We start from the raw sequence: 18,188 nt of genomic DNA on the forward strand, positions 1-18,188 counted from the left end.
CGGTCACCACAGCGCGACGGGCGATTCGCCGATGCGATACCAGCCCGGCAGCGGCTTGCCGGAAACGGAGCGCTCGATGCGCTTCTGCATGCCCGGCGTGAGCGCTTTATCGGTGATCATCTCGAGAAACAGCGCCGAGACGTTGCCGAAGTCGAAGAAATCGCGCTGCCAGGACCACTGGAAGTCGCCACCGTAGCGGAACCAGCTGCCGCCGATGCCCTCGGGCGAGTAGTTGCGCCCATCGGGACGTTTCGCCTCGCTGATCTGCTTCCACAATCCGATGACGTTGCCGCTGCGTTCGTCGACCACGAATTCCTGGTAGGGATAGCTCCACCCCTCCAGCCCGGCCATCTCCTGGCCGAGGGCCAGCTCGCGGATCTCGTCGCGCCCGACGGCCATGAATTCCTGGGTGGGGCCGTAATTCCAGCCGTAGGTGGCGTCTTCGGTGTACATCTGCGCGAGCGGCTTCCAGTCGCCCTTCTCCTCGCAGCGCTGGTTCTCCACGATCCAGCGCTGAATCATCTCGTCGAGTTCGGCGCGGTCGAAACTTGGCATCAGTCGGTACCTTTCGGAGAAGAGTCGGTCGCGCGTTCGCCGGCGATCGACAGGGCTTGGGTGGGGCAGTATCGAATCGCGTTCGCCACGGCGGGCTCGTGCTCGCCGGTCGGTGCGTCGTCGAGGATCTCGACCAGGCCGCGTTTGGGCACCGTGAACACCTCCGGCGCCTCGGCCTGACAGACCGCGTGTCCTTGACACAGATCGAGGTCGGCCCGGATTCTCACGGCCGGCTCCTCGCGGCCAGGCGGAGCGATCCCGGCACACGTGTCCGGTCGGGTCGACGGCTCATCGGGTCTCCACGGTGACGGGCAGGTGTGCGAAGCCACGCACGTTGGACGAATGAACACGGGCGATCCCGGACTCGACGACGTCATAGGAACGCACTCGGGAAGCGAACTCCTGCAACGCGACCGTCGCTTCCAGCCGCGCCAGGTGCGCCCCAAGGCAGAAGTGCACCCCCGCACCGAAACTGGCCGACCCCGACTTGTCGGCGCGATCGATTCGGAAACTGTCGCCGTCCTCGAACACCGCGGGATCACGATTGGCCGAGCCGATCAGCAACAACACCTTCGCCCCCGCCGGAATCACACCGCCGTGGTAATCGAGATCCTGTGTCGCAGTGCGTGCGATCACCTGGCTGGAAGTGTCGTACCGCAATGTCTCCTCCACCCAGTCGGAGACCAGATCCGGGTCCGCGACGACTTTCGCGTACTCCCCCGGATTCCGCGCGGCCCAATACAAGGCGTTGCCCAGCAGTTTCGTGGTGGTCTCGTTACCGGCCACCACCATCAGGAACAAGAAGCCGATGATCTCCTCATCGGACAACCGGTCGCCCTCGATCTCGGCGTCCAGCAGCGCCGAGGTCAGATCGTCCTTCCGCGCGCGGCGGCGCTCGGCCACCATCTCGGTGTAATAACCCAGCAGCTTCATCGACGCCTCCGCCGCGGCCATCGGGATGTCGAGTACACCGTCCTCCCGATGCACCACCAGATCCGCCAACCGGCGGATCTCCACCCGATCCGCGGCCGGGACCCCCATGAGTTCGGAGATGACGTCCATCGGCAGCTTGCCCGCGACCTCATCGATCCAATCGAAGGCCCCACCGGCCAGCGCGGGCTCCAGATACGACAGCGTCAACTCCAGGATCCGGTCTTCCATCTCCGCGACCCGCTTCGGCGTGAACCCCTTGAACACCAATCGCCGCATCCGCACGTGTCGCGGATCGTCCATCGCCAGAAACGACATCACCCGACGCGCATGCGGCCCCCACGCCGCCGGATCCAGCGACACCCCATTGGCACTCGACAACCGCACGCTGTCGCGGAAACCCCCGATCACATCCGCATGCCGGGACAACGCCCAGAACCCCAGAGCCGGGTTGTGATACAGCGGCGCCTCCTCCCGCAGCCGGCGGTACGTCGGGTACGGATCCTCATGGAACCCGTAGTCATACGGATCGAACACCAGCGGCTCCACCGCAGCCGTCATCGCCCACACTCCGAATCCGAGAACAAGTTCTCCACGGGAAGCAGCCAGGCCCCACTGAGGAGAGACACATAGCTGGACATGTGTCTGGACGGTACCACTGTCGCATTTTCAGGACAATCCCGAACGAGCGATCTCTTCGAAACCGGCATGGAGGGCCCGCGAACCGCCGGGCCGCCCTCCAAAACAAGAACGCGTTCTTGCCCGACTCGATCTGCCGGACTATATTCCGAACAGATGTCCAGACACTAAGTACGCAGCCCGCGCGCCCCGCACCGGCGGCGCACACCGGCAGCGCACCGAGGGGCGCCCGGCGGCGGTGGACCGATCGCCACATCGAACAACCCGAGAAGGCAGGGATTCCATGCGATTCGGCATCGTACTGTTCACCAGCGACCGGGGCATCACCCCGGCCGCGGCTGCCCGTGCGACGGAACAGGCGGGATTCGACGCCTTCTACGTCCCCGAGCACACCCACATCCCGGTCGCGCGCAACGCGGCGCATCCGCAGACCGGCGACGCTTCCCTCCCCGACGATCGGTACCTGCGCACGCTGGATCCCTGGGTGGCGCTGTCCATGGCGGCCGCCGTCACCGAACACATCGAGCTGGCCACCGCCGTCGCGCTCCCCGCCGAGCACGATCCGATCACCCTGGCCAAGACGATCGCCTCGCTCGACCATCTCAGCGGCGGCCGGGTGGTCCTCGGCGCCGGATTCGGGTGGAACACCGAGGAACTGGCCGATCACGGCGTGCCCGCGAACAGACGGCGCGCCGTGCTGCGCGAGTACCTGACGGCGATGCGGGCGCTGTGGAGTCAGGACGAGGCAAGCCACGAGGGCGAGTACGTGCGCTTCGGCCCGAGCTGGGCGTGGCCGAAACCGGTGCGGCGCTCGGTACCGGTACTGATCGGCGCGGCGGGTACCGAACGCACCTTCCGATGGATCACCGAGTCCGCCGACGGCTGGATCACCACACCGGGGGAGACGGACATCTCGGATCGGCTCGCACAGCTGCACGGGATCTGGCGGCAGGCAGGGCGAGCCGGACGTCCGCGCGTGGTGGCCCTCGACTACAAACCGGACGCCACACGCCTGGCCGAGTGGGACCACGCCGGCGTCACCGACGTCGTGTACGGCCTACCGGACAAGGACGAACCGGCGGTGCTGGACTACCTCGCGCGCCTGTCCGACAAGTTGGCGCGGATCGGCCGCCCACTCGGCGCGGTGGACCGACCATAGCTCCCAGCTCCCAGCTCCCACCACCGCCCGGCAATTGCGCCGTGGCCGGAAACACAACGGTTCCAGCAGCGTGAATGTTGCTCGAACAAAATATCGACACTACCATCTAGACACATGTCCGAAAACAATTCCAGAACTGTCGAGGCGACGCGGCGGCGCTTGTCCGGAAAGCAGGCCGACACCGTCGACAAGCTCACCCGGTCGGCGCTGGAAGTGCTTTCGCGGGAGGGTTTCGCGGGCATGACCATTCGCATGGTCGCCGCCAACGCCAAGGTCGGCACCGCGACCGCGTACACCTATTTCTCCTCCAAGGAACACCTGATCGCGGAAATCTTCTGGCGCAGACTGCGGGCGACGCCCTCGCCCGTGAGCGAAGATCCGGACGCCACCGTGCGCGTGATCGCCGAATTGCGCGGTATCGCACTGCTGGTCGCCGACGAACCGGAATTGTCCGGCGCGGTCACCAGCGCGCTGCTCGGCCGCGATCCCGACGTCGAACATTTGCGAGCGCGCATCGGACTGGAAATTCGGGCGCGTCTCGCGCGCGCCCTCGCCGGAAATGCCGACCCGGATATTCTGGAATCGCTCGAATTGCTCTACGCGGGCGCGCTGCTACACGCCGGGATGGGTTACGAATCGTATTCGGATATCGCGAACCGCATCGAACGGTGCGCATTGCTCATCCTGAAGTGAAGCTCATCCTGAAGTGACACACCGCCTTTCGCGTCACTGACCGGCCAGGCCCAGTTTCAGCGACGCCCCGCCGTCGACGAACATCTGCAAGCCGGTCACGTACCGCGACTCGTCGGAGGCCAGGAACGTGACCGCATTCGAGATGTCCGAGGACTCGACGAACGGAATCGGCATGGCCTGCATGAAGGGGAAGGTGACCTCCGCGTCCTCGCGCGTCGGGTTCTGCACGTCGGGACGGAAGATCTGGTACATGCCCGGGTTGTGCAGCATGTCGGTGTCCACGTTGGTCGGGTGCACCGCGTTGATCCGAATCGAGCTGGGGCCCAATGTCAGCGCCAAAGTCTGGGTGTAGGAACGGACCATCTTCTTCGACAGACCGTAGCCGTCGCCACCGGGGCCCTGCAGCGCCTGCTGGCCGTTGAAACCGGTTTGCGGCACCAGCCCCGCGACCGAACCGGTCACGATGATCGAGGCGCCCGCGCCCAGATGCGGCAGGGCGGCGTGCACCGTGTTCACCACGCCCACGAAGTTGACGTCGAAGACGTCGACGAATCCCTGCAGCGGCACATGATGGCCGAGCGGGCAGATTCCGGCGTTCGCGACGACCACGTCCAAACGCCCGAGTTCGGCGACGCCCGCCGCGATCTCCGCTTGCAGCGCGGGGCGATCACGCACGTCGACCTTCTTGGCCACGACCCGGCGACCCGTCTTCGCCACCAGCTCCTTGGTCTCGGCGAGGTCCGCCTCGGTCGCCAGCGCGTAGTCGTTGCTGCCGATGTCGGCGCAGATGTCGAAGGCGATGATGTCCGCGCCCTCCTCCGCCAGAGCGACCGCGTGACTGCGGCCCTGGCCCCGCGCCGCACCGGTCACCAGGACGACTTTGCCGCTGACCCGATCCATGTTTCCTCCACCGCGCTCGTCACCGGTTCCGCCGCCCGTGCACCGCCGGGCGCATCTATGGAATAGTTACCGGACATCTGTCTGGACGATACTACGGACAAAGGTATGGATCAATCATTCGCTACGCCGCTCGACGTCACCCCGGCACCCCTGCTCCCCCGGGAGGCGCGCTGATGCCGGACCGACCGCGCCATCTCGATTCCCCGCTCGTCACGACGCTCATCAAGTACATGTCCAAAGCGCAGGTCTGGGCCTTCCGCCGGACCCGGGGGCGCATCGGCGGGCAATGGCGCATCGGCGCGGGCTTCCGGAAGCCGGTACCGGTCTTGCTGCTCGAGCACCGGGGCCGGAAGTCGGGCAAGCTGTTCACCGTTCCGCTGCTGTATCTGGTCGACGGCACCGACCTGGTGATCGTCGCCTCACAGGGCGGGTTGCCGAGCCATCCCCAGTGGTACTTCAACCTCCTGGCCCATCCGGCCACCCGGGTGCAGATCGGCGCCGAGCACCGCCGCGTCCACGCCCGCGTGGCCACGCGGGCGGAGAGAGACCGATTGTGGCCCTTGCTGGTAGCCCTCTACGCGGACTTCGACACCTACCGGTCCTGGACGGAGCGCGAGATTCCGGTGCTGCTGCTCCAGCCGGAGGACGGGTCGCACTGAGCAGGCGCCCGGCGCGTCGAGCAGGGTCCGCGGCCCACGCTCCCCCATGATGTTCAGCGTTCCCCGCGCGGTGGACGCCGCCCGCCGCCGGAGCGGTGCGACGCAATCGATCGACTCGACAGAGGATGGGAGAGCGTGTGGCGAAAATGGGTAGGCGGAAACGATCCAGGCTGATCACCAACGGGATGCTGCGGGAAAAACATCCGACGGAAGAGCCCGGCGCTCCTGCGCCGCTCGCCGAGCCCGGGCCCGAGCCCGAACTCGCGGAGGTGGCCGAGCCGGCTCCCGCGCTCGACCTCGACACGCTCGCCGCGCGCGTCCGTTCGCGGCGGCGTGAGATGAAGTGGACCCAGGCGGACGTGGCGGGCAACGGCGGCCCACCGGCCAAAGTGGTCAGCGAGATCGAGCGGTCTCGCAACCCGGAGCCCAGCGCCGAGGTGCTCGACCGGCTCGACGCGGGTCTCGACTGGCCACCCGGTACCAGCGCGTCGATCCTGCGGGCCGAGCCGGCAAGCGAACTCGCGGTGGCGCGCTGAGGCGACGGATTCGGAAAGCGGCCGGTCGGAGAAATTTCTGGACATCTTTCCGGACATCTCCGACCGGTCGAGCCGGAACGCTCATAGGTTGCTGCGGGCGCTGCTAGGCTGCTCAGCGACCTTGGACGACTGCTCTTGCGCCACCGGAGTGCGCGGGTCCGGCCGTGCTGGACGCAGCTGCGAAACCTGATGAAGGAATGGACGAATCATGAGACTCCGCGGCATCACTGCGGCAGCGATACTCGCCATCGGCTCGTTGACCATCGGCGCAGGCCTCGCTCACGCCGAACCCGCTCCCGACATCACCTACTCGGCCAGGCTCGTCGACCACATGGTCGTCGCCGCGCTGCGGGGCGGAACCTTCGAATTGTCCAAAGCGCTGCGGGACAAGCCCGCGGGTGACGAGAACGCCCGACTAACCGAGCGGGACGGCGTGCTCGTCGACCGCACCGGCGCCCCCGCCGACGTCGCGCAGGTGATCGACGTGGTCGATGTCCGTGACCGCGACGGCCACGTCGCCATGACGCTGCCCCTCGACTTCCGGATCGCGGGCACCGGCATTCCGGTCCGTCCGGAGTTGAAGAAGGACAGCACGGTCCTCGAGCTGAAACCGACCAGGCCGGAAGGCGTCGCGGTCAGCGAAACGCTCGTCGCGACACCGGTCGCGTCCATGACCGAAAACCAGCGCGCCCGTGACGAATTCGCCAGCCAGTTCGGACTCGCCACCGCCATCGGCGGTTTCGTCGGCACCGCTATCGGCGCCACGATCGGCTGTCTGGTCACCATCGCCGTCGGTTGCGTGGCCGGTCTGCTGACCGGCGCGAGCCTCGGCGGCATCCTCGGCACCATCGCGGTCGGCGGGCCCACCCTCGTCGTGGCAGGTGTCGACCTGCTCACCACGCTGCAGGCAGCCGAGGGCACCACCCGCTTCGCGGACAAGCCCACGCAAATCGCACCGGCACAACCCAAGTGACCTTCTCCCGGCGGCGCCGATGCCGCCGGGACGAAGCCGTGAACGACCGCGTCGCTACAGCGGCGCGGTCGTCGTGTTCGAGCGACCCACGCGCTCGTCGTTGATCAGGTGATAGGCCCGCCCCAGGTCGTCGAGTGCCCGCTCCCATCTGGAGTCCGCGTCGTGGCCGCGGGGGTTGCGGCTGAGCAGCAGCAGCACTTCGGCCGCATCCGTCGACCGCGCGGCGGCGTCCAGCAGTACCGGCACCGGGTCCACGGTGGTGCCCGCGGCCAACGCGCCGATGCGATCGTGCAGCCAGTGCGCGTCGAAACGCACCTGCTCCGTGGGATTCTCACCGTTCACCGGCAAGGTGCTCATCGCGGCGGCTCGGGCGGCCTCCGTGTCGTCCATCGTCGTGGTGACGACCTGGCGCAGCTCACTGCTCGCAATCCGATGTAGCAAACCGACCAGTAGGACACGCTCGGCGTCCGGACCACGCAGACCCAGGTCACCCAGCCGTGCGCCGACCTCGTCCGGGTCGACACGCAGAATCGACAGAACCGCTCGCAACTGCGCGATCGTTACCACTTCGTCCGCCCCTCCTCATCGTCGCGGCCCCACCATCACACTTCGGCGACAGCCTGCCAAACCCGAGGCAGGTTAACCATCGGGTAGCCATTTTGCCGATCCGGCGTGTCTTCTTCGGACTCCGTATTCGGCGGGCAACCCGCCGCGCCCGACCATCGGGGGCACATCTTGATCCCTAGGCGCGGAAGATGTCGGGATTATCGGCCTAGGCCGGCGCTGCGGTCCAGGTCACCTCGAACGGCAGGATAAACCGAGCCGCAACTTGGGTACTCCACATGCTATGAGAGCGATACCGGCGCGGGTCACTGGTGACACGACCACGTCCGCAGTGCGCGAGTCCGAACACGGCGGTGCGATCGCGAGCACGAAATGGCGACGCATCAGAGAGGTGATCGCCACCCGCACCGTCGCCGACGCGATGCGGGAAGTGTCGATCGAGGTGGGAAAACCGCAGATGGCACCGGGTGACACCGGCGTGGTGTGCGGATTCCGCATCCAGGGCATCGGCGAGCGATGGGCACACGGCGCCGATTCCATCGCCGCGCTCTACCGCGCCTTCCAGGAGATCGCACTGGAGCTGCGACAGGCCAACAGCCACGGCGCGCACTTCGCCGTGACCGAACCGTCCGACCTCTGCTTCCCCGCCGCCCCCACCCGGCCTTCGCGCGCCGCCACGACGGCCGAGCAGGAACCGCAGGCCCTCATCGCGGCCCGCACGCTGCGCGACGCCGACAGCTCGCTGTCGATCATCATCGGCAGGCCGTATCTGGCAGCCGACCGGCGCGCGCACCTGTGCCGGTTCCACATCAGTGAGCAGGGCGCGTCGGTGGCCAGCGGCGTCGACGAGATCCAAGCGCTGCACACCGCGATCCACATGATCAGCGAACGCCTCGAGCTGCCGCACGATTGGCCGGTCAGCCGCCTCTCCTGAGCCGCGGACGCACATTCCGCGGCGATCCGCCCAGCCGGTCCGGATTCGGCATCGAATCATCGGTTGGTGGATTGTCGTTCGACCGGCGCATCACCCCGCGCCATGAGCAGTCCGGCACGCCCGTCGCCGACCGTCCCCGTGTCCTGAACCAGACCGTGGCGCGGCCGCAGCGTCGCCAGGAGGGAACTGCCCATGGATTTCATCTCGCCGGTGGACGCCCTGTTCCTCGTCGCGGAGTCACGCGAGCATCCGATGCATGTCGGCTCGCTGTCGGTCTTCGACCCCGTGAACGGCTCCGGACCCGAGTTCGCCCGCCGCGCGTACGCGACGCTGGCAGCCGACCAGAACTTCCATCCCATGTTCCGCAAGCGTCCGTCTCGCCTGTTCGGCACCCCACAGCTGGCCTGGACGGTGGACAGCACGGTCGAACTCGACTACCACATCCAGCGATGGGCCCTTCCGGAATCGGGCGGACTGGAAGCCATGACCGAGGTGGCCGCCGGACTGCACAGCACCCTGCTCGACCGGCACAAACCGCTGTGGGAAGCGCATCTGATCGAAGGGCTCGCCGGCGACCGGGTCGGCCTGTACGCGAAGATGCATCACGCTCTCATCGATGGCGTCGGCGCCCAGCGGCTGTTGCAGCGCACGCTCACCACCGACCCCGAGTCCGGCGAAGCGCTGGTGCCCTGGGACCTCCCGCCCTCGACCACGCATCGCGCGAATCCGCCGCGCAGGCACACCCTGGGCACACGAGCACGGGCGCTGCTCGCCGCGGCGGGCTCGGCCACTTCGGCACTGCGCCTGGCTCGCACCGCACTGCTCGAGCAGCAACTGACGCTGCCCTTCGCCGCGCCGCGCACCATGTTCAACGTCCCGATCGGTGGGGCACGCCGCTGCGCCGCGCGCTCCTGGCCGCTGGATCGCATCCGCCAGGTCAAGAAGATGACCGGCACCACGCTCAACGACGTGGTGCTCGCCATGTCGGCGGGCGCGCTGCGCACCTACCTGCTCGAACACGTCGCTCTGCCGGACAAGCCGCTGATCGCCATGGTCCCGGTCTCGCTGCGGCCGGAGTCCGACGACGGCGAGAGCGGGGGCAACGCCGTGGCGGCGCTGCTGTGCAATCTCGCGACCGATCTGCCCGACCCGGCGGCACGGCTCGCGGCGATCAGCGCCTCGATGCACCGCGGCAAAGAGATCTACCGCGCGCTGTCCCCCGTGCAGGCGGTCTCGCTCTCGGCGCTGACGCTGAGTCCGCTCGCGTTGTCGCTGCTCCTGCCCGCCACCACCGCGCTGACCAGCCCGCCGTTCAACATCGTCATCTCCAACATCCCCGGGCCGCGCGAACCCCAGTACTGGAACGGCGCCCGCGTCGCCGCCAGCTACCCGCTGTCGATCCCGCTCGACGGCCAAGCGGTGAACATCACCCTCACCAGCAACGCCGACAGCCTCGACATCGGCATCGTCGCCTGCCGCCGCGGCGTGCCGGACGTGGCCAGGCTGCTCGACCATCTGGAGTCCGCGTTGACCGAACTGGAGGGCACCGTCTACTGATCGCCGGGCGCTACCGCCGCGGCGGGCCGGCCGTGCGCGCTTTCGGCACGACCGCCCGCCGCGCGGAGCTCAGGACGAACCGGCCGTTCCGAGCCCGTTGATCGAGGGCGGCAGATCCGGTTTCGTCGCACCCGGACCGGCGAGCAGACGCTTGAGAATCTTGCCGGTGTCGCCACGCGGCAGCGCCGAGAGGAAGGTGACGTCCCGGGGAACCGAGAAGCGGCTGAGGCGGTTGCGGATGTAGGTGCGGACCATGTCCGAATCGAGCCCGGCCCCTTCGCGTTTCACCACGAATGCCACGAGCCGCTGACCGAATTCGTGATCCGGCACCCCCACCACCGCGACGTCGCTGACCTGCGGCAGGTGTGCGAGCGCCTCCTCCACCGGGCGCGGGAAGACGTTCTCGCCACCGGAGATGATCATCTCGTCGTCTCGTCCTGCGATGAACAACCGGCCCGCGGCGTCGAGATAGCCGAGGTCGCCGGTGTCCAGCATGCCGTGCGCCTCGTCGGGTGGCGCCGAGTTGACGTACCCGTCGAACAGCATGTGGTTGCCCACGAAGATGTGCCCGGTGGCGCCGATCGGCAACCGGCGGTGGTCCGGCCCGAGCACGGCGACCTTGGTGCCCAGTGGCGGGCTACCCGCCGTGGTGGGCGAGGTGTGCAGGTCTTCGGGCGTCGCGATCGTCGCCCACGAGACCTCGGTGGAGCCGTAGACGTTGTAGAGGACGTCGCCGTAGGCATCCATGAACCGCTCGACGGTCGCCCCCGCGAGCGGCGCGCCGCAACTGATCATGTGCCGCAGGCTGGAGGTGTCGTAGCGCGTGCGCACGTGCGCGGGCAGATCGAGGATGCGCTGCACCATGGTCGGCACCACGATCACCGTGTTGACCTTGTGCTCGGCGATGCGACGCAGGCAGTCCTCCGCGTCGAACCGTTCGGCGAGCACCACGGTCGCGCGCAGCGCGGTGCTCAACTGCAGCCCGGCCAGCCCCCAGGTGTGGAACAGCGGCGCCGGAATCAGCATGGTCTCGTCCATCTGCATCGGGATGCGCGACAGCAGTGCCGCGATGGACCCGAAGCCTTTCGGATGCGGCCTGCGCGCCCCCTTCGGCGTCCCGCTGGTCCCGGAGGTGAGCACGATGAGCCGCCCCGGCTGGGCAGGCGTGCGAAAAGCGGTGTGCCCCTGCGCCAGTAGTTGATTCACGGTCGTCCGGTCCGGGGCAGGCGGGCGTTCGTCGGTGTTGTAGCGCGGGATGTCGGCGTGCAGATAGCGCACCAACTCCTCCAGATCGCCGTCGACGAACAGCGCCGACAGCCGATCGCGCTGCACGATCTCCTCGATGGTGCGCCCCGCCAGACCGGAATTCAGCAGGGCCACATCCACGCCGAGCTTGCCCGCGGCGACCATGCATTCGACCATGCCCGCGTGGTTGCGCGCCAGCAGTCCGATCGCGTCGCCCGAGCCGAGACCGTGCGCGGCCATCGCCGCGGCCAGCGCGGTGGTCCGCTCGTCCATGTCCGCGAAGGACCGGGTGCCGCGGTCGTCGATGATCGCGGTCCGCTCCGGCGCGTACGCCGCGCCCGCCGCGTAACCGCCCGCCAGATTGAAACCCCACTTCGCCAGCGAGCGCAGCTGTCTGATGCTGCGATCGAGCCGCACCGGCAGCACGACGCCGGTGGCGACCATCTGCCGCGCGACGCCCGCGTTGCGCAGGATCGGCGAATCCTCACCGTTGACGACCAACGAGGTCCGCGCGCCCTTGGCGACATCGGCCACCCGCTTCAGTCCGCTCTTGGTCCACTCCGCGATCGCCACATTGGACAGCTCCGCGACCCGCGGATGCACCCGGCTCGGCGCGAAATAGGTGACCGTGACCTTGGTGCGCTCCTCGTCTCCGTGCAGCCGCACCGAAGCGAAGCTGCCCAGTGCGGCGTATTGCATTTCGAAGCTCTCGTACCACCGGCCTACGCTCAGACGGATCTGATGGGTGCGGATGCCGGTCCCATAGGTGCCGACACGCATCTGCCAGACCACGTTGCCGTCGGCGGATTGGATCTGCTCGCACGCGCCGATACCGGTGAACATGCGCGGATACGTCTGCGGTTCGAGCAGCAGATCCCAGATGGTCTTGCGGGCGATCGCGAATTCCGCGACCACATCGATGACATCGGTAACCAACTTGTGCACTTCTCGTCGGCCGGTTCGAAGAACTTCGGGTCGGCGGGTAGCTCCTTTGTAACGTCAGTCACAGATAAGGTCAAGTAGCCCCGGCCTCGCCGCCACTACCAGCGATACGCAGGAAATACGCTGCGATTGCCCAGCATTCACCTGAACCTGGGAACCGACCCAATTCACCCGCGCGGCGCATGTGAATCAGCCCAACGATCAGCGAAACCCCCGCCAGGCGGCGACGGCCGATCCTAACGTCGCAGACGCCTGCTCGGCAGGACCGCACGCTGGCTGGAGAGGTTATGGACGACAAGCCCGCACGACGTATCGCGCACTCCCGCACCGAGGAGATCCTCGATTTCTTCGGCAAATGCCGAGCGTGCGGCTATCCCGCTTACGCGGAGACCACCACGCTGCGCTACGACAACGGCGAGATGGAGACCAAGGTCATCGCCAGCTGCGCCCTGCCGTGCGGCTGGACGGGCGAGGTCTCCGCGACACCGATGACCGAGTCGGCCCCCCGCGCACGCACCTGAGACAAATCAGGCCGCGCGCGCGGCGAGTTCGTCGGAGCCGAGCGCGCGCTCGCGCAGATCCTTGAGGATCCGGGCGAGGATGCGCGACACCTGCATCTGGGAGACGCCCAGGTATTCCGCGATCTGAGTCTGGGTCTTGGACTCGAAGAAGCGCATGATCAGCACCTGCCGATCGCGCGCGGGCAGTTCCGCGATCAGCGGACGCACCGCCATCGCCTGCTCCAGCAGGTTGTAGCAGGGCTCCTCGGCGCCGAGCGTGTCGGCGAGCGGTTGCGGTGCGCCGTCGCCGTCCTCGCGACCACCGGTGTCCAGCGAGTTGGTCTGGTAGGCGTTACCCGCGATGAGCGCCTGGGTGACCTCGCCGACCTCGACGTCCAATTCGGCGGCGATCTCCCGTGCCGTCGGCATCCGCCCGAGCCGATGCGACAGCGTCTCGGTGGCGGGACCGATGCGCAACTGGATCTCCTTGAGCCGTCGCGGCACTCGCAAGGACCAGGTGTTGTCCCGGAAGTGCCTGCGCACCTCGCCCATGATGGTGGGGACCGCGAACCCGAGGAACGCGCTGCCGCGGGAGACGTCGAAACGGTCCACCGCGAGCACCAAGCCCACCCGGGCGATCTGCAGCAGGTCGTCGTAGGACTCGCCGCGGCCGGAGAACTTGCGGGCGATGTGTTCGGCGAGCGGGAGACACCGCCGCATCACCTCCTCGCGCAGCGCGGCGCGATGGGGATCGTCCTCGTCCATCGCGGCCATCTTCTCGAACCACGGCTCGATATTGTCGTAGCTGTCGCCCGCACGCGTGCGGCCCGTCGCGCCGTTTCCGTCGGTCGTGAACTCACGTGTCATCAAATGGCCCTCGTTCCCAACTGAACTCGATAACGGTCTGATACCCGCCAATCTTCGAATCAAAAGGGTCACGAGAAATCGACAGGGAACTGGTGAGCATGCGGACCAGTTCCCAGCTCAACGGATCGCCCTCGATCTCGTCGCCGGACGCGCCGACCGTGTCGACGCGCACGCTCATCCGGTCGACGCCGTAGGCGAACTCACAGCCCAGCGTCGAACCGGGCACGCAGCCCGCCAGCAGCATCGTGGCCGCCTCGTTGATCGCCAGGCGAATGTCGGCGGCCGCGGCGAAGGGAACGTCGGCGACCAGGCACACGGTGTCGGCCATGCCGCGGATCAGGGCCAGGTGTCGCGCGTCGGCGGGGATCCGCACCGCGACCGTGGTGGTCTCGGTGGCGGGCGCGCCGAACGCGCATGTGATCACCCGCATCAGACCGTGGCGAGTTGCGCTTGCCACATCCAGTGCAACTGCTCCAGTCGCGCCGCGATGGCCAGGAACAGATCCTGGGTCACCGGATCGGCCTTCTCGGTCGCCGCGATCCGCTCACGCAGCCGCTTGATCACGGCGGCGAGGTTGCCGACGATCGTGTCGATGATGTCGGTGTCCTGCTGCCAGCCATCGCCGATACCGATCGCGCCGGAATCCCTGGCCACGGTCGCGGCGCGCCCGTCCGGGCTGACCCCGACAGCGGTGGCGCGTTCCGCGGCGGCGTCGGTGAAATCCCGTGCCACGGTGACCAATTCGTCCAGCGCCAAGTGCACCGACCGGAAATTGGAGCCGACCACATTCCAGTGCGCCTGCTTCGCGATCAGCGACAGATCGATCAGGTCGACCACCGTCGCCTGCAGCGTCTCGCCCGCGATGCGCTGCTGCTCCGGGTCCAGGGTGCTGGTGATGGGTTGGGACATCGCTTCGAACCTTTCTGCCGTCGATCCGGGTCATCGACGGTCTACCCAGCTCTGCGGCGATAAACCTCGCAGCGGCTTCCCCGGACGGGCGAAACGGGGTGGGTACCCCGGACGGGAGGTTGCCGTAACGGCAACAACATTTGCCGATTTGACCGTTTACTCGGCACGGTGGGGCATGGCTGAGCAGAAGCAAGTGGATGTGATGGTGATCGGCGGCGGAGCAGCCGGTCTGTCGGCGGCGCTGACCTTGGCTAGGGCACGCCGCACGGTGGTCGTGGTCGACGCGCGGGAGCCGCGCAACGCCCCCGCCGCGGGCGTGCACGGATGGCTGACCCGCGAGGGCATCCCACCGGCGGCGTTGGTGACGATCGGCGCACGGGAAGTCGAACAGTACGGTGGGCGGATCAGGTACGCGCGGGCCGTGGCGGCGCGGCGGACGCCGGATGGGTTCGTGGTGGACACCGACCGGGGGGAGCCGTTGCGTGCTCGCCGACTGCTCGTCGCGGCCGGCTCGACGGACGAACTTCCACCGATCGGCGGCCTGCGCGAACGGTGGGGCCGCGACGTGGTGCACTGCCCGTACTGCCACGGCTGGGAGATCCGTGACCGCCCGATCGGCGTGCTCGGCTCGGTGCACCACGCCCTGCTGTTCCGGCAGTGGAGCGCCTCGGTGACGCTGTTGCGGCACACCTCCCCCGCGCCGGACGCGGAGCAGGCCGAGCAACTCGCGGCCCGCGGCATCGCGGTGGTGGAGGGCGTGGTGAGCGCACTGGAGGTGGTGGACGACCGTCTCGCCGGGGCGCGGCTGGAATCCGGCCGCGTCGTGCCGATCGCCGCGCTGGCGCTCGCGCCGCTGCTGGTCGCCCGCGACGCGCTGCTGCTCGGCCTCGGCGCCGAAACGGCCCGGCACCCTTCGGGAGCGGGCACCCACGTGGTGGCCGACGCTGGTGGCCGCACCTCGGTGCCCGGCGTCTGGGTGGCGGGCAACGTCACCGACGTGGTCGCCGGGGTGGTGCAGTCCGCCGCCGGTGGCGTCACGGCCGCCGCCGCGATCAACGCGGACCTCGTCGCGGAGGACACCCGCCTGGCCGTCGACCGGCGGCGCACCGAGCGATTCTCCGCCGACCTCGAGCGAGTGAACGCCGAGCGGGTACTCGGCGCTCGGCGCCACGGATTGGACTCGCTGCTGCCACCGCCGAGCTGACCGCACCGGCCGGTGCGGGCTCAGCGCTGCACTATGGTGTGATCCACACGACACGGGGAGGTGCGGGATGTCAGAACGGACGGCCACACCCTTGCGGGCGGCGACGATGACCGAATTCGCCGATCGCGTCTCGACACCGGGTTACGACCGCTCCCGAATCTCCCCGGGCATCGTGCATTTCGGAGTCGGCGGATTCCATCGGGCGCACCAGGCGATGTACGTCGACCGATTGCTCGAACGCGGCCTCGGAGACGAGTGGGGCATCTGCGGAGTGGGCCTACTACCCGGTGATCGCCGCATGCGCGACGTGCTCCGGGCGCAGGACGGCCTGTACACACTGTCGACCGTCGCCCCCGACGGTACGTGGACCACCCGCACCATCGGCTCCCTCGTCGAATACCGGTACGCGCCGGACGATCCGGAGGCCGTCGTGGCGAAGCTCGCCGACCCGGCCACCCGGATCGTCTCGCTCACCATCACCGAGGGCGGGTACCACATCGCGCCCGCCACCGGAGAGTTCGACGCCGACGATCCCGCGATTCGCGCCGATCTCGCCGGGGACGCGCCGCCCGCCACCGTTTTCGGGCTCGTCGTCGAAGCCCTGGCCCGGCGCAGGTCGCGCGGCATCGCGCCGTTCACCGTGCTGTCCTGCGACAACATCGAGGGCAACGGGAACGTCGCGCGCCGGATGTTCGGCGCGTTCGCCGCGCTGCGTGATGCCGAGCTCGGATCCTGGGTGGCGCAGCAGGTGCGTTTCCCGAATTCGATGGTGGACCGGATCACTCCGGTCACTCCGCCCGGAGCCACCGGCGAGATCGAGCGGCGTTATGGGCTCACCGACCGCTGGCCGGTCGTGACCGAGCCGTTCGTGCAGTGGGTGCTGGAGGATTCCTTCGGACTCGGCCGCCCGCCCTTCGAGCAGGTCGGCGTGCAGCTCGTCGACGACGTCACCCCGTACGAGCTGATGAAGCTGCGATTGTTGAACGCGAGCCACCAGGCGCTGTGCTACTTCGGATATCTGAGCGGCTACCGGCTGGTCCACGACGCCGCGCAGGACCCGGCCTTCCGGCGATTCCTGTTGCGATACATGGATGCCGAGGCGACACCGACGTTGCGCGCGGTACCCGGTGTCGATCTGGACACCTACAAGCGGACCCTGCTCGACCGGTTCGCCAACCCCGCGATCGGTGACACCATCGCCCGGCTGTGCGCGGAATCCTCCGACCGGATTCCGAAGTGGCTGCTGCCGGTGGTCCGGGCGCAGCTCGCCACCGGCGGCGAGATCGACTGCGCGGCGGCGGTAGTCGCGAGCTGGGCACGCTATGCCGAGGGTGTCGACGAGCGAGGGGAGCCGATCGAGATCGTGGACCGGCTACGCGACCGGCTCGTACCACTCGCACGGCGTCAGCGCGAGCAGCCCACCGCGTTCCTCGAGGAGCGTTCCCTGTTCGGCGATCTGATCGAGCACCCGCGCTTCGTGTCCGCCTATCTGGCGACCCTGGACGCACTGCGCACCAGGGGCGCACGTGCCACCGTCGAGAATTTGGCTCGCTAGCGCGGGGTGATGCGGGCGACCGCTCGGCATTCCGCGCCGACCGCGAACCACACGTCGAGGCTCGCGTCGGTGCGGCGGGACACGAGCTCGACGGCCTCCCCGGACCGCACCGGCTTCCCGTACTCGACCACCACGCGATGCGGGCCGGATTTCAGTTCGGCGTGATCGGCGAGAACCTCCTCCAGTGCGGTGAGGTAGACCGCGTTGTTCATATGGTCGAGCAGATCGATATCGGTGACTCGCAGCGGGAATTGCCGGGTCTCGACGCCGGGCTCGCCTGCCGCGGGCATCGGGTCGGTGAGTTCGGCCTTCCAGCGCAGCCGATGCTCGGTCGTGCACGCCAGCATGGGCGCGAGGAACCGGTCGCTCATCCGGGCAGGCACACCCGACTCGGTGCCGAAGTGGATGAGGAAGCTCTCGGTCTCCACCAGACCGCCCGCGCTGCCGCAGACCTGGACGCGCATCGTGCACCACCGGGTGGACGTCGCCGAGGGCCAGCGCCGCAGCGTAGCCCAATCGCCGAACGAAAGCGGTTTCAGCGCGTCGAAGACCGTCCTGCGGATCACCCACAGCCGATGGATGTCGCCGTCCTGCAGAACCTCGAGATGGTCGTAACCGACGTCCTGCAGGTAGCGTGCCACCCCGTCGAGTCGCAGGCGCTGATCGCGGTCGGTGTCGGCGAGACGAACAGGCCACCCCGTCTCGAAGGGAGTCAAGACGGCTGGGGGTTCCGGCAGCACGCTGGGAATGACCATGACCGGATGATGCCAGCCATTTGCCGATATGGCGACGCATACGCGCAGATCGTCATCTTCTCGAGAATATTTCGAACAGCATCAGGAATTTTGCTCAAAGACTCGCCGACAA

Annotated in this window: 21 protein-coding genes; 10 read left to right on the plus strand and 11 right to left on the minus strand. The window is 68.0% G+C overall.

Annotation, left to right across the window (positions count from 1 at the left end):
• Positions 1-3: 3 nt before the first annotated feature.
• The 3 genes from IU450_RS33440 to IU450_RS33450 all read right to left on the minus strand — a co-directional run bounded on the left by IU450_RS33440 (position 4) and on the right by IU450_RS33450 (position 2,046).
• Positions 4-555: a nuclear transport factor 2 family protein gene (locus IU450_RS33440; RefSeq protein ID WP_195153704.1), complete on the minus strand. Its 552-nt coding sequence runs from the start codon at positions 553-555 to the stop codon at positions 4-6.
• Positions 555-782 carry a ferredoxin gene (locus tag IU450_RS33445; protein ID WP_195153705.1) on the minus strand — a complete coding sequence of 76 codons (228 nt, stop codon included), beginning with the start codon at positions 780-782 and terminating at the stop codon, positions 555-557. Before IU450_RS33445 ends, IU450_RS33440 begins: the two co-directional genes overlap by 1 nt.
• Before the next feature lie 61 nt (positions 783-843).
• On the minus strand, positions 844-2,046 hold the full coding sequence (locus IU450_RS33450) for a cytochrome P450 (protein WP_195153706.1): 1,203 nt from the start codon (positions 2,044-2,046) through the stop codon (positions 844-846).
• A 361-nt stretch (positions 2,047-2,407) separates the two neighbouring features.
• Between IU450_RS33450 and IU450_RS33455 the strand changes: the two genes are divergently transcribed.
• Together IU450_RS33455 and IU450_RS33460 are read left to right on the plus strand one after the other, a co-directional pair.
• Positions 2,408-3,283, plus strand: coding sequence for an LLM class F420-dependent oxidoreductase (locus IU450_RS33455; protein ID WP_195153707.1), 876 nt, complete (start codon positions 2,408-2,410; stop codon positions 3,281-3,283).
• A 114-nt stretch (positions 3,284-3,397) separates the two neighbouring features.
• Entirely contained in the window at positions 3,398-3,976 is a 579-nt protein-coding gene (locus IU450_RS33460) for a TetR/AcrR family transcriptional regulator (RefSeq protein ID WP_195153708.1), read from the plus strand.
• 33 nt (positions 3,977-4,009) lie between these two features.
• On the opposite strand, the gene IU450_RS33465 is transcribed toward IU450_RS33460, so the two are convergent.
• Complete coding sequence (locus IU450_RS33465) at positions 4,010-4,876, minus strand: mycofactocin-coupled SDR family oxidoreductase (RefSeq protein ID WP_195153709.1); 867 nt, start codon at positions 4,874-4,876, stop codon at positions 4,010-4,012.
• 173 nt (positions 4,877-5,049) lie between these two features.
• On the opposite strand from IU450_RS33465, the gene IU450_RS33470 reads away from it, so the two are divergent.
• The 3 genes from IU450_RS33470 (at position 5,050) to IU450_RS33480 (ending at position 7,044) form a co-directional block, all read left to right on the plus strand.
• Positions 5,050-5,535 (plus strand): nitroreductase family deazaflavin-dependent oxidoreductase, encoded by a 486-nt coding sequence (locus IU450_RS33470; RefSeq protein WP_195153710.1) that lies wholly within the window; start codon positions 5,050-5,052, stop codon positions 5,533-5,535.
• Between the two features lie 137 nt (positions 5,536-5,672).
• Positions 5,673-6,071, plus strand: coding sequence for a helix-turn-helix domain-containing protein (locus IU450_RS33475; RefSeq protein ID WP_195153711.1), 399 nt, complete (start codon positions 5,673-5,675; stop codon positions 6,069-6,071).
• Positions 6,072-6,279: 208 nt separating this feature from the next.
• Positions 6,280-7,044 carry a hypothetical protein gene (locus IU450_RS33480; protein WP_195153712.1) on the plus strand — a complete coding sequence of 255 codons (765 nt, stop codon included), beginning with the start codon at positions 6,280-6,282 and terminating at the stop codon, positions 7,042-7,044.
• A gap of 54 nt (positions 7,045-7,098) precedes the next feature.
• Here IU450_RS33480 and IU450_RS33485 read toward each other — a convergent pair whose 3' ends face one another.
• A complete protein-coding gene (locus IU450_RS33485) occupies positions 7,099-7,593 on the minus strand; it encodes a hypothetical protein (RefSeq protein ID WP_195153713.1) in 495 nt (164 codons plus the stop codon).
• A gap of 346 nt (positions 7,594-7,939) precedes the next feature.
• On the opposite strand from IU450_RS33485, the gene IU450_RS33490 reads away from it, so the two are divergent.
• Positions 7,940-8,542: a DUF6968 family protein gene (locus IU450_RS33490; RefSeq protein WP_195153714.1), complete on the plus strand. Its 603-nt coding sequence runs from the start codon at positions 7,940-7,942 to the stop codon at positions 8,540-8,542.
• Between the two features lie 56 nt (positions 8,543-8,598).
• On the opposite strand, the gene IU450_RS33495 is transcribed toward IU450_RS33490, so the two are convergent.
• The gene (locus IU450_RS33495; RefSeq protein WP_195153715.1) at positions 8,599-8,736 is read right to left on the minus strand and encodes a hypothetical protein; all 138 of its coding nucleotides are present in this window, start codon (positions 8,734-8,736) and stop codon (positions 8,599-8,601) included.
• Here IU450_RS33495 and IU450_RS33500 point away from each other — a divergent pair.
• Positions 8,735-10,099: a WS/DGAT/MGAT family O-acyltransferase gene (locus IU450_RS33500; protein WP_195153716.1), complete on the plus strand. Its 1,365-nt coding sequence runs from the start codon at positions 8,735-8,737 to the stop codon at positions 10,097-10,099. The two genes, IU450_RS33495 and IU450_RS33500, sit on opposite strands and share 2 nt — an antisense overlap.
• A gap of 69 nt (positions 10,100-10,168) precedes the next feature.
• Here IU450_RS33500 and IU450_RS33505 read toward each other — a convergent pair whose 3' ends face one another.
• Complete coding sequence (locus tag IU450_RS33505) at positions 10,169-12,280, minus strand: AMP-binding protein (protein WP_416382931.1); 2,112 nt, start codon at positions 12,278-12,280, stop codon at positions 10,169-10,171.
• A 293-nt stretch (positions 12,281-12,573) separates the two neighbouring features.
• Between IU450_RS33505 and IU450_RS33510 the strand changes: the two genes are divergently transcribed.
• Complete coding sequence (locus IU450_RS33510) at positions 12,574-12,807, plus strand: hypothetical protein (protein WP_195153717.1); 234 nt, start codon at positions 12,574-12,576, stop codon at positions 12,805-12,807.
• A 6-nt stretch (positions 12,808-12,813) separates the two neighbouring features.
• Here the strand turns inward: IU450_RS33510 and IU450_RS33515 are convergent, their stop codons facing one another.
• From IU450_RS33515 to IU450_RS33525, 3 genes are read right to left on the minus strand one after another with little or no spacing between them, the layout of a single operon-like run.
• Positions 12,814-13,653, minus strand: coding sequence for an RNA polymerase sigma factor SigF (locus tag IU450_RS33515; RefSeq protein WP_195153718.1), 840 nt, complete (start codon positions 13,651-13,653; stop codon positions 12,814-12,816).
• Positions 13,643-14,026, minus strand: a complete 384-nt coding sequence (locus IU450_RS33520) for an anti-sigma factor (protein ID WP_195153719.1) — start codon at positions 14,024-14,026, stop codon at positions 13,643-13,645. The genes IU450_RS33515 and IU450_RS33520 overlap by 11 nt, the downstream gene beginning before the upstream one ends.
• A gap of 56 nt (positions 14,027-14,082) precedes the next feature.
• The gene (locus IU450_RS33525; RefSeq protein WP_195153720.1) at positions 14,083-14,562 is read right to left on the minus strand and encodes a Dps family protein; all 480 of its coding nucleotides are present in this window, start codon (positions 14,560-14,562) and stop codon (positions 14,083-14,085) included.
• Positions 14,563-14,737: 175 nt separating this feature from the next.
• Between IU450_RS33525 and IU450_RS33530 the strand changes: the two genes are divergently transcribed.
• Both IU450_RS33530 and IU450_RS33535 read left to right on the plus strand, forming a co-directional pair.
• Positions 14,738-15,766 (plus strand): NAD(P)/FAD-dependent oxidoreductase, encoded by a 1,029-nt coding sequence (locus IU450_RS33530; protein WP_195153721.1) that lies wholly within the window; start codon positions 14,738-14,740, stop codon positions 15,764-15,766.
• A gap of 67 nt (positions 15,767-15,833) precedes the next feature.
• On the plus strand, positions 15,834-17,321 hold the full coding sequence (locus IU450_RS33535) for a mannitol dehydrogenase family protein (RefSeq protein ID WP_195153722.1): 1,488 nt from the start codon (positions 15,834-15,836) through the stop codon (positions 17,319-17,321).
• Here IU450_RS33535 and IU450_RS33540 read toward each other — a convergent pair.
• Positions 17,318-18,076: an acyl-[acyl-carrier-protein] thioesterase gene (locus tag IU450_RS33540; RefSeq protein WP_195153723.1), complete on the minus strand. Its 759-nt coding sequence runs from the start codon at positions 18,074-18,076 to the stop codon at positions 17,318-17,320. The two genes, IU450_RS33535 and IU450_RS33540, sit on opposite strands and share 4 nt — an antisense overlap.
• Positions 18,077-18,188: the final 112 nt, after the last annotated feature.

This window comes from Nocardia abscessus (assembly GCF_015477775.1).
GTDB classification, from domain to species: Bacteria; Actinomycetota; Actinomycetes; order Mycobacteriales; family Mycobacteriaceae; genus Nocardia; species Nocardia abscessus_A.

Bases quoted from the DNA above. Each gene is read 5' to 3' on its own strand.
- IU450_RS33535 (WP_195153722.1), top strand. From the start codon at position 15,834: ATGTCAGAACGGACGGCCACACCCTTGCGGGCGGCGACGATGACCGAA.
- IU450_RS33470 (WP_195153710.1), top strand. From the start codon at position 5,050: ATGCCGGACCGACCGCGCCATCTCGATTCCCCGCTCGTCACGACGCTC.
- IU450_RS33480 (WP_195153712.1), top strand. From the start codon at position 6,280: ATGAGACTCCGCGGCATCACTGCGGCAGCGATACTCGCCATCGGCTCG.
- IU450_RS33440 (WP_195153704.1), bottom strand. From the start codon at position 555: ATGCCAAGTTTCGACCGCGCCGAACTCGACGAGATGATTCAGCGCTGG.
- IU450_RS33455 (WP_195153707.1), top strand. From the start codon at position 2,408: ATGCGATTCGGCATCGTACTGTTCACCAGCGACCGGGGCATCACCCCG.
- IU450_RS33530 (WP_195153721.1), top strand. From the start codon at position 14,738: ATGGCTGAGCAGAAGCAAGTGGATGTGATGGTGATCGGCGGCGGAGCA.
- IU450_RS33515 (WP_195153718.1), bottom strand. From the start codon at position 13,653: ATGACACGTGAGTTCACGACCGACGGAAACGGCGCGACGGGCCGCACG.
- IU450_RS33460 (WP_195153708.1), top strand. From the start codon at position 3,398: ATGTCCGAAAACAATTCCAGAACTGTCGAGGCGACGCGGCGGCGCTTG.
- IU450_RS33495 (WP_195153715.1), bottom strand. From the start codon at position 8,736: ATGGGCAGTTCCCTCCTGGCGACGCTGCGGCCGCGCCACGGTCTGGTT.
- IU450_RS33465 (WP_195153709.1), bottom strand. From the start codon at position 4,876: ATGGATCGGGTCAGCGGCAAAGTCGTCCTGGTGACCGGTGCGGCGCGG.
- IU450_RS33510 (WP_195153717.1), top strand. From the start codon at position 12,574: ATGGACGACAAGCCCGCACGACGTATCGCGCACTCCCGCACCGAGGAG.
- IU450_RS33500 (WP_195153716.1), top strand. From the start codon at position 8,735: ATGGATTTCATCTCGCCGGTGGACGCCCTGTTCCTCGTCGCGGAGTCA.
- IU450_RS33450 (WP_195153706.1), bottom strand. From the start codon at position 2,046: ATGACGGCTGCGGTGGAGCCGCTGGTGTTCGATCCGTATGACTACGGG.
- IU450_RS33540 (WP_195153723.1), bottom strand. From the start codon at position 18,076: ATGGTCATTCCCAGCGTGCTGCCGGAACCCCCAGCCGTCTTGACTCCC.
- IU450_RS33525 (WP_195153720.1), bottom strand. From the start codon at position 14,562: ATGTCCCAACCCATCACCAGCACCCTGGACCCGGAGCAGCAGCGCATC.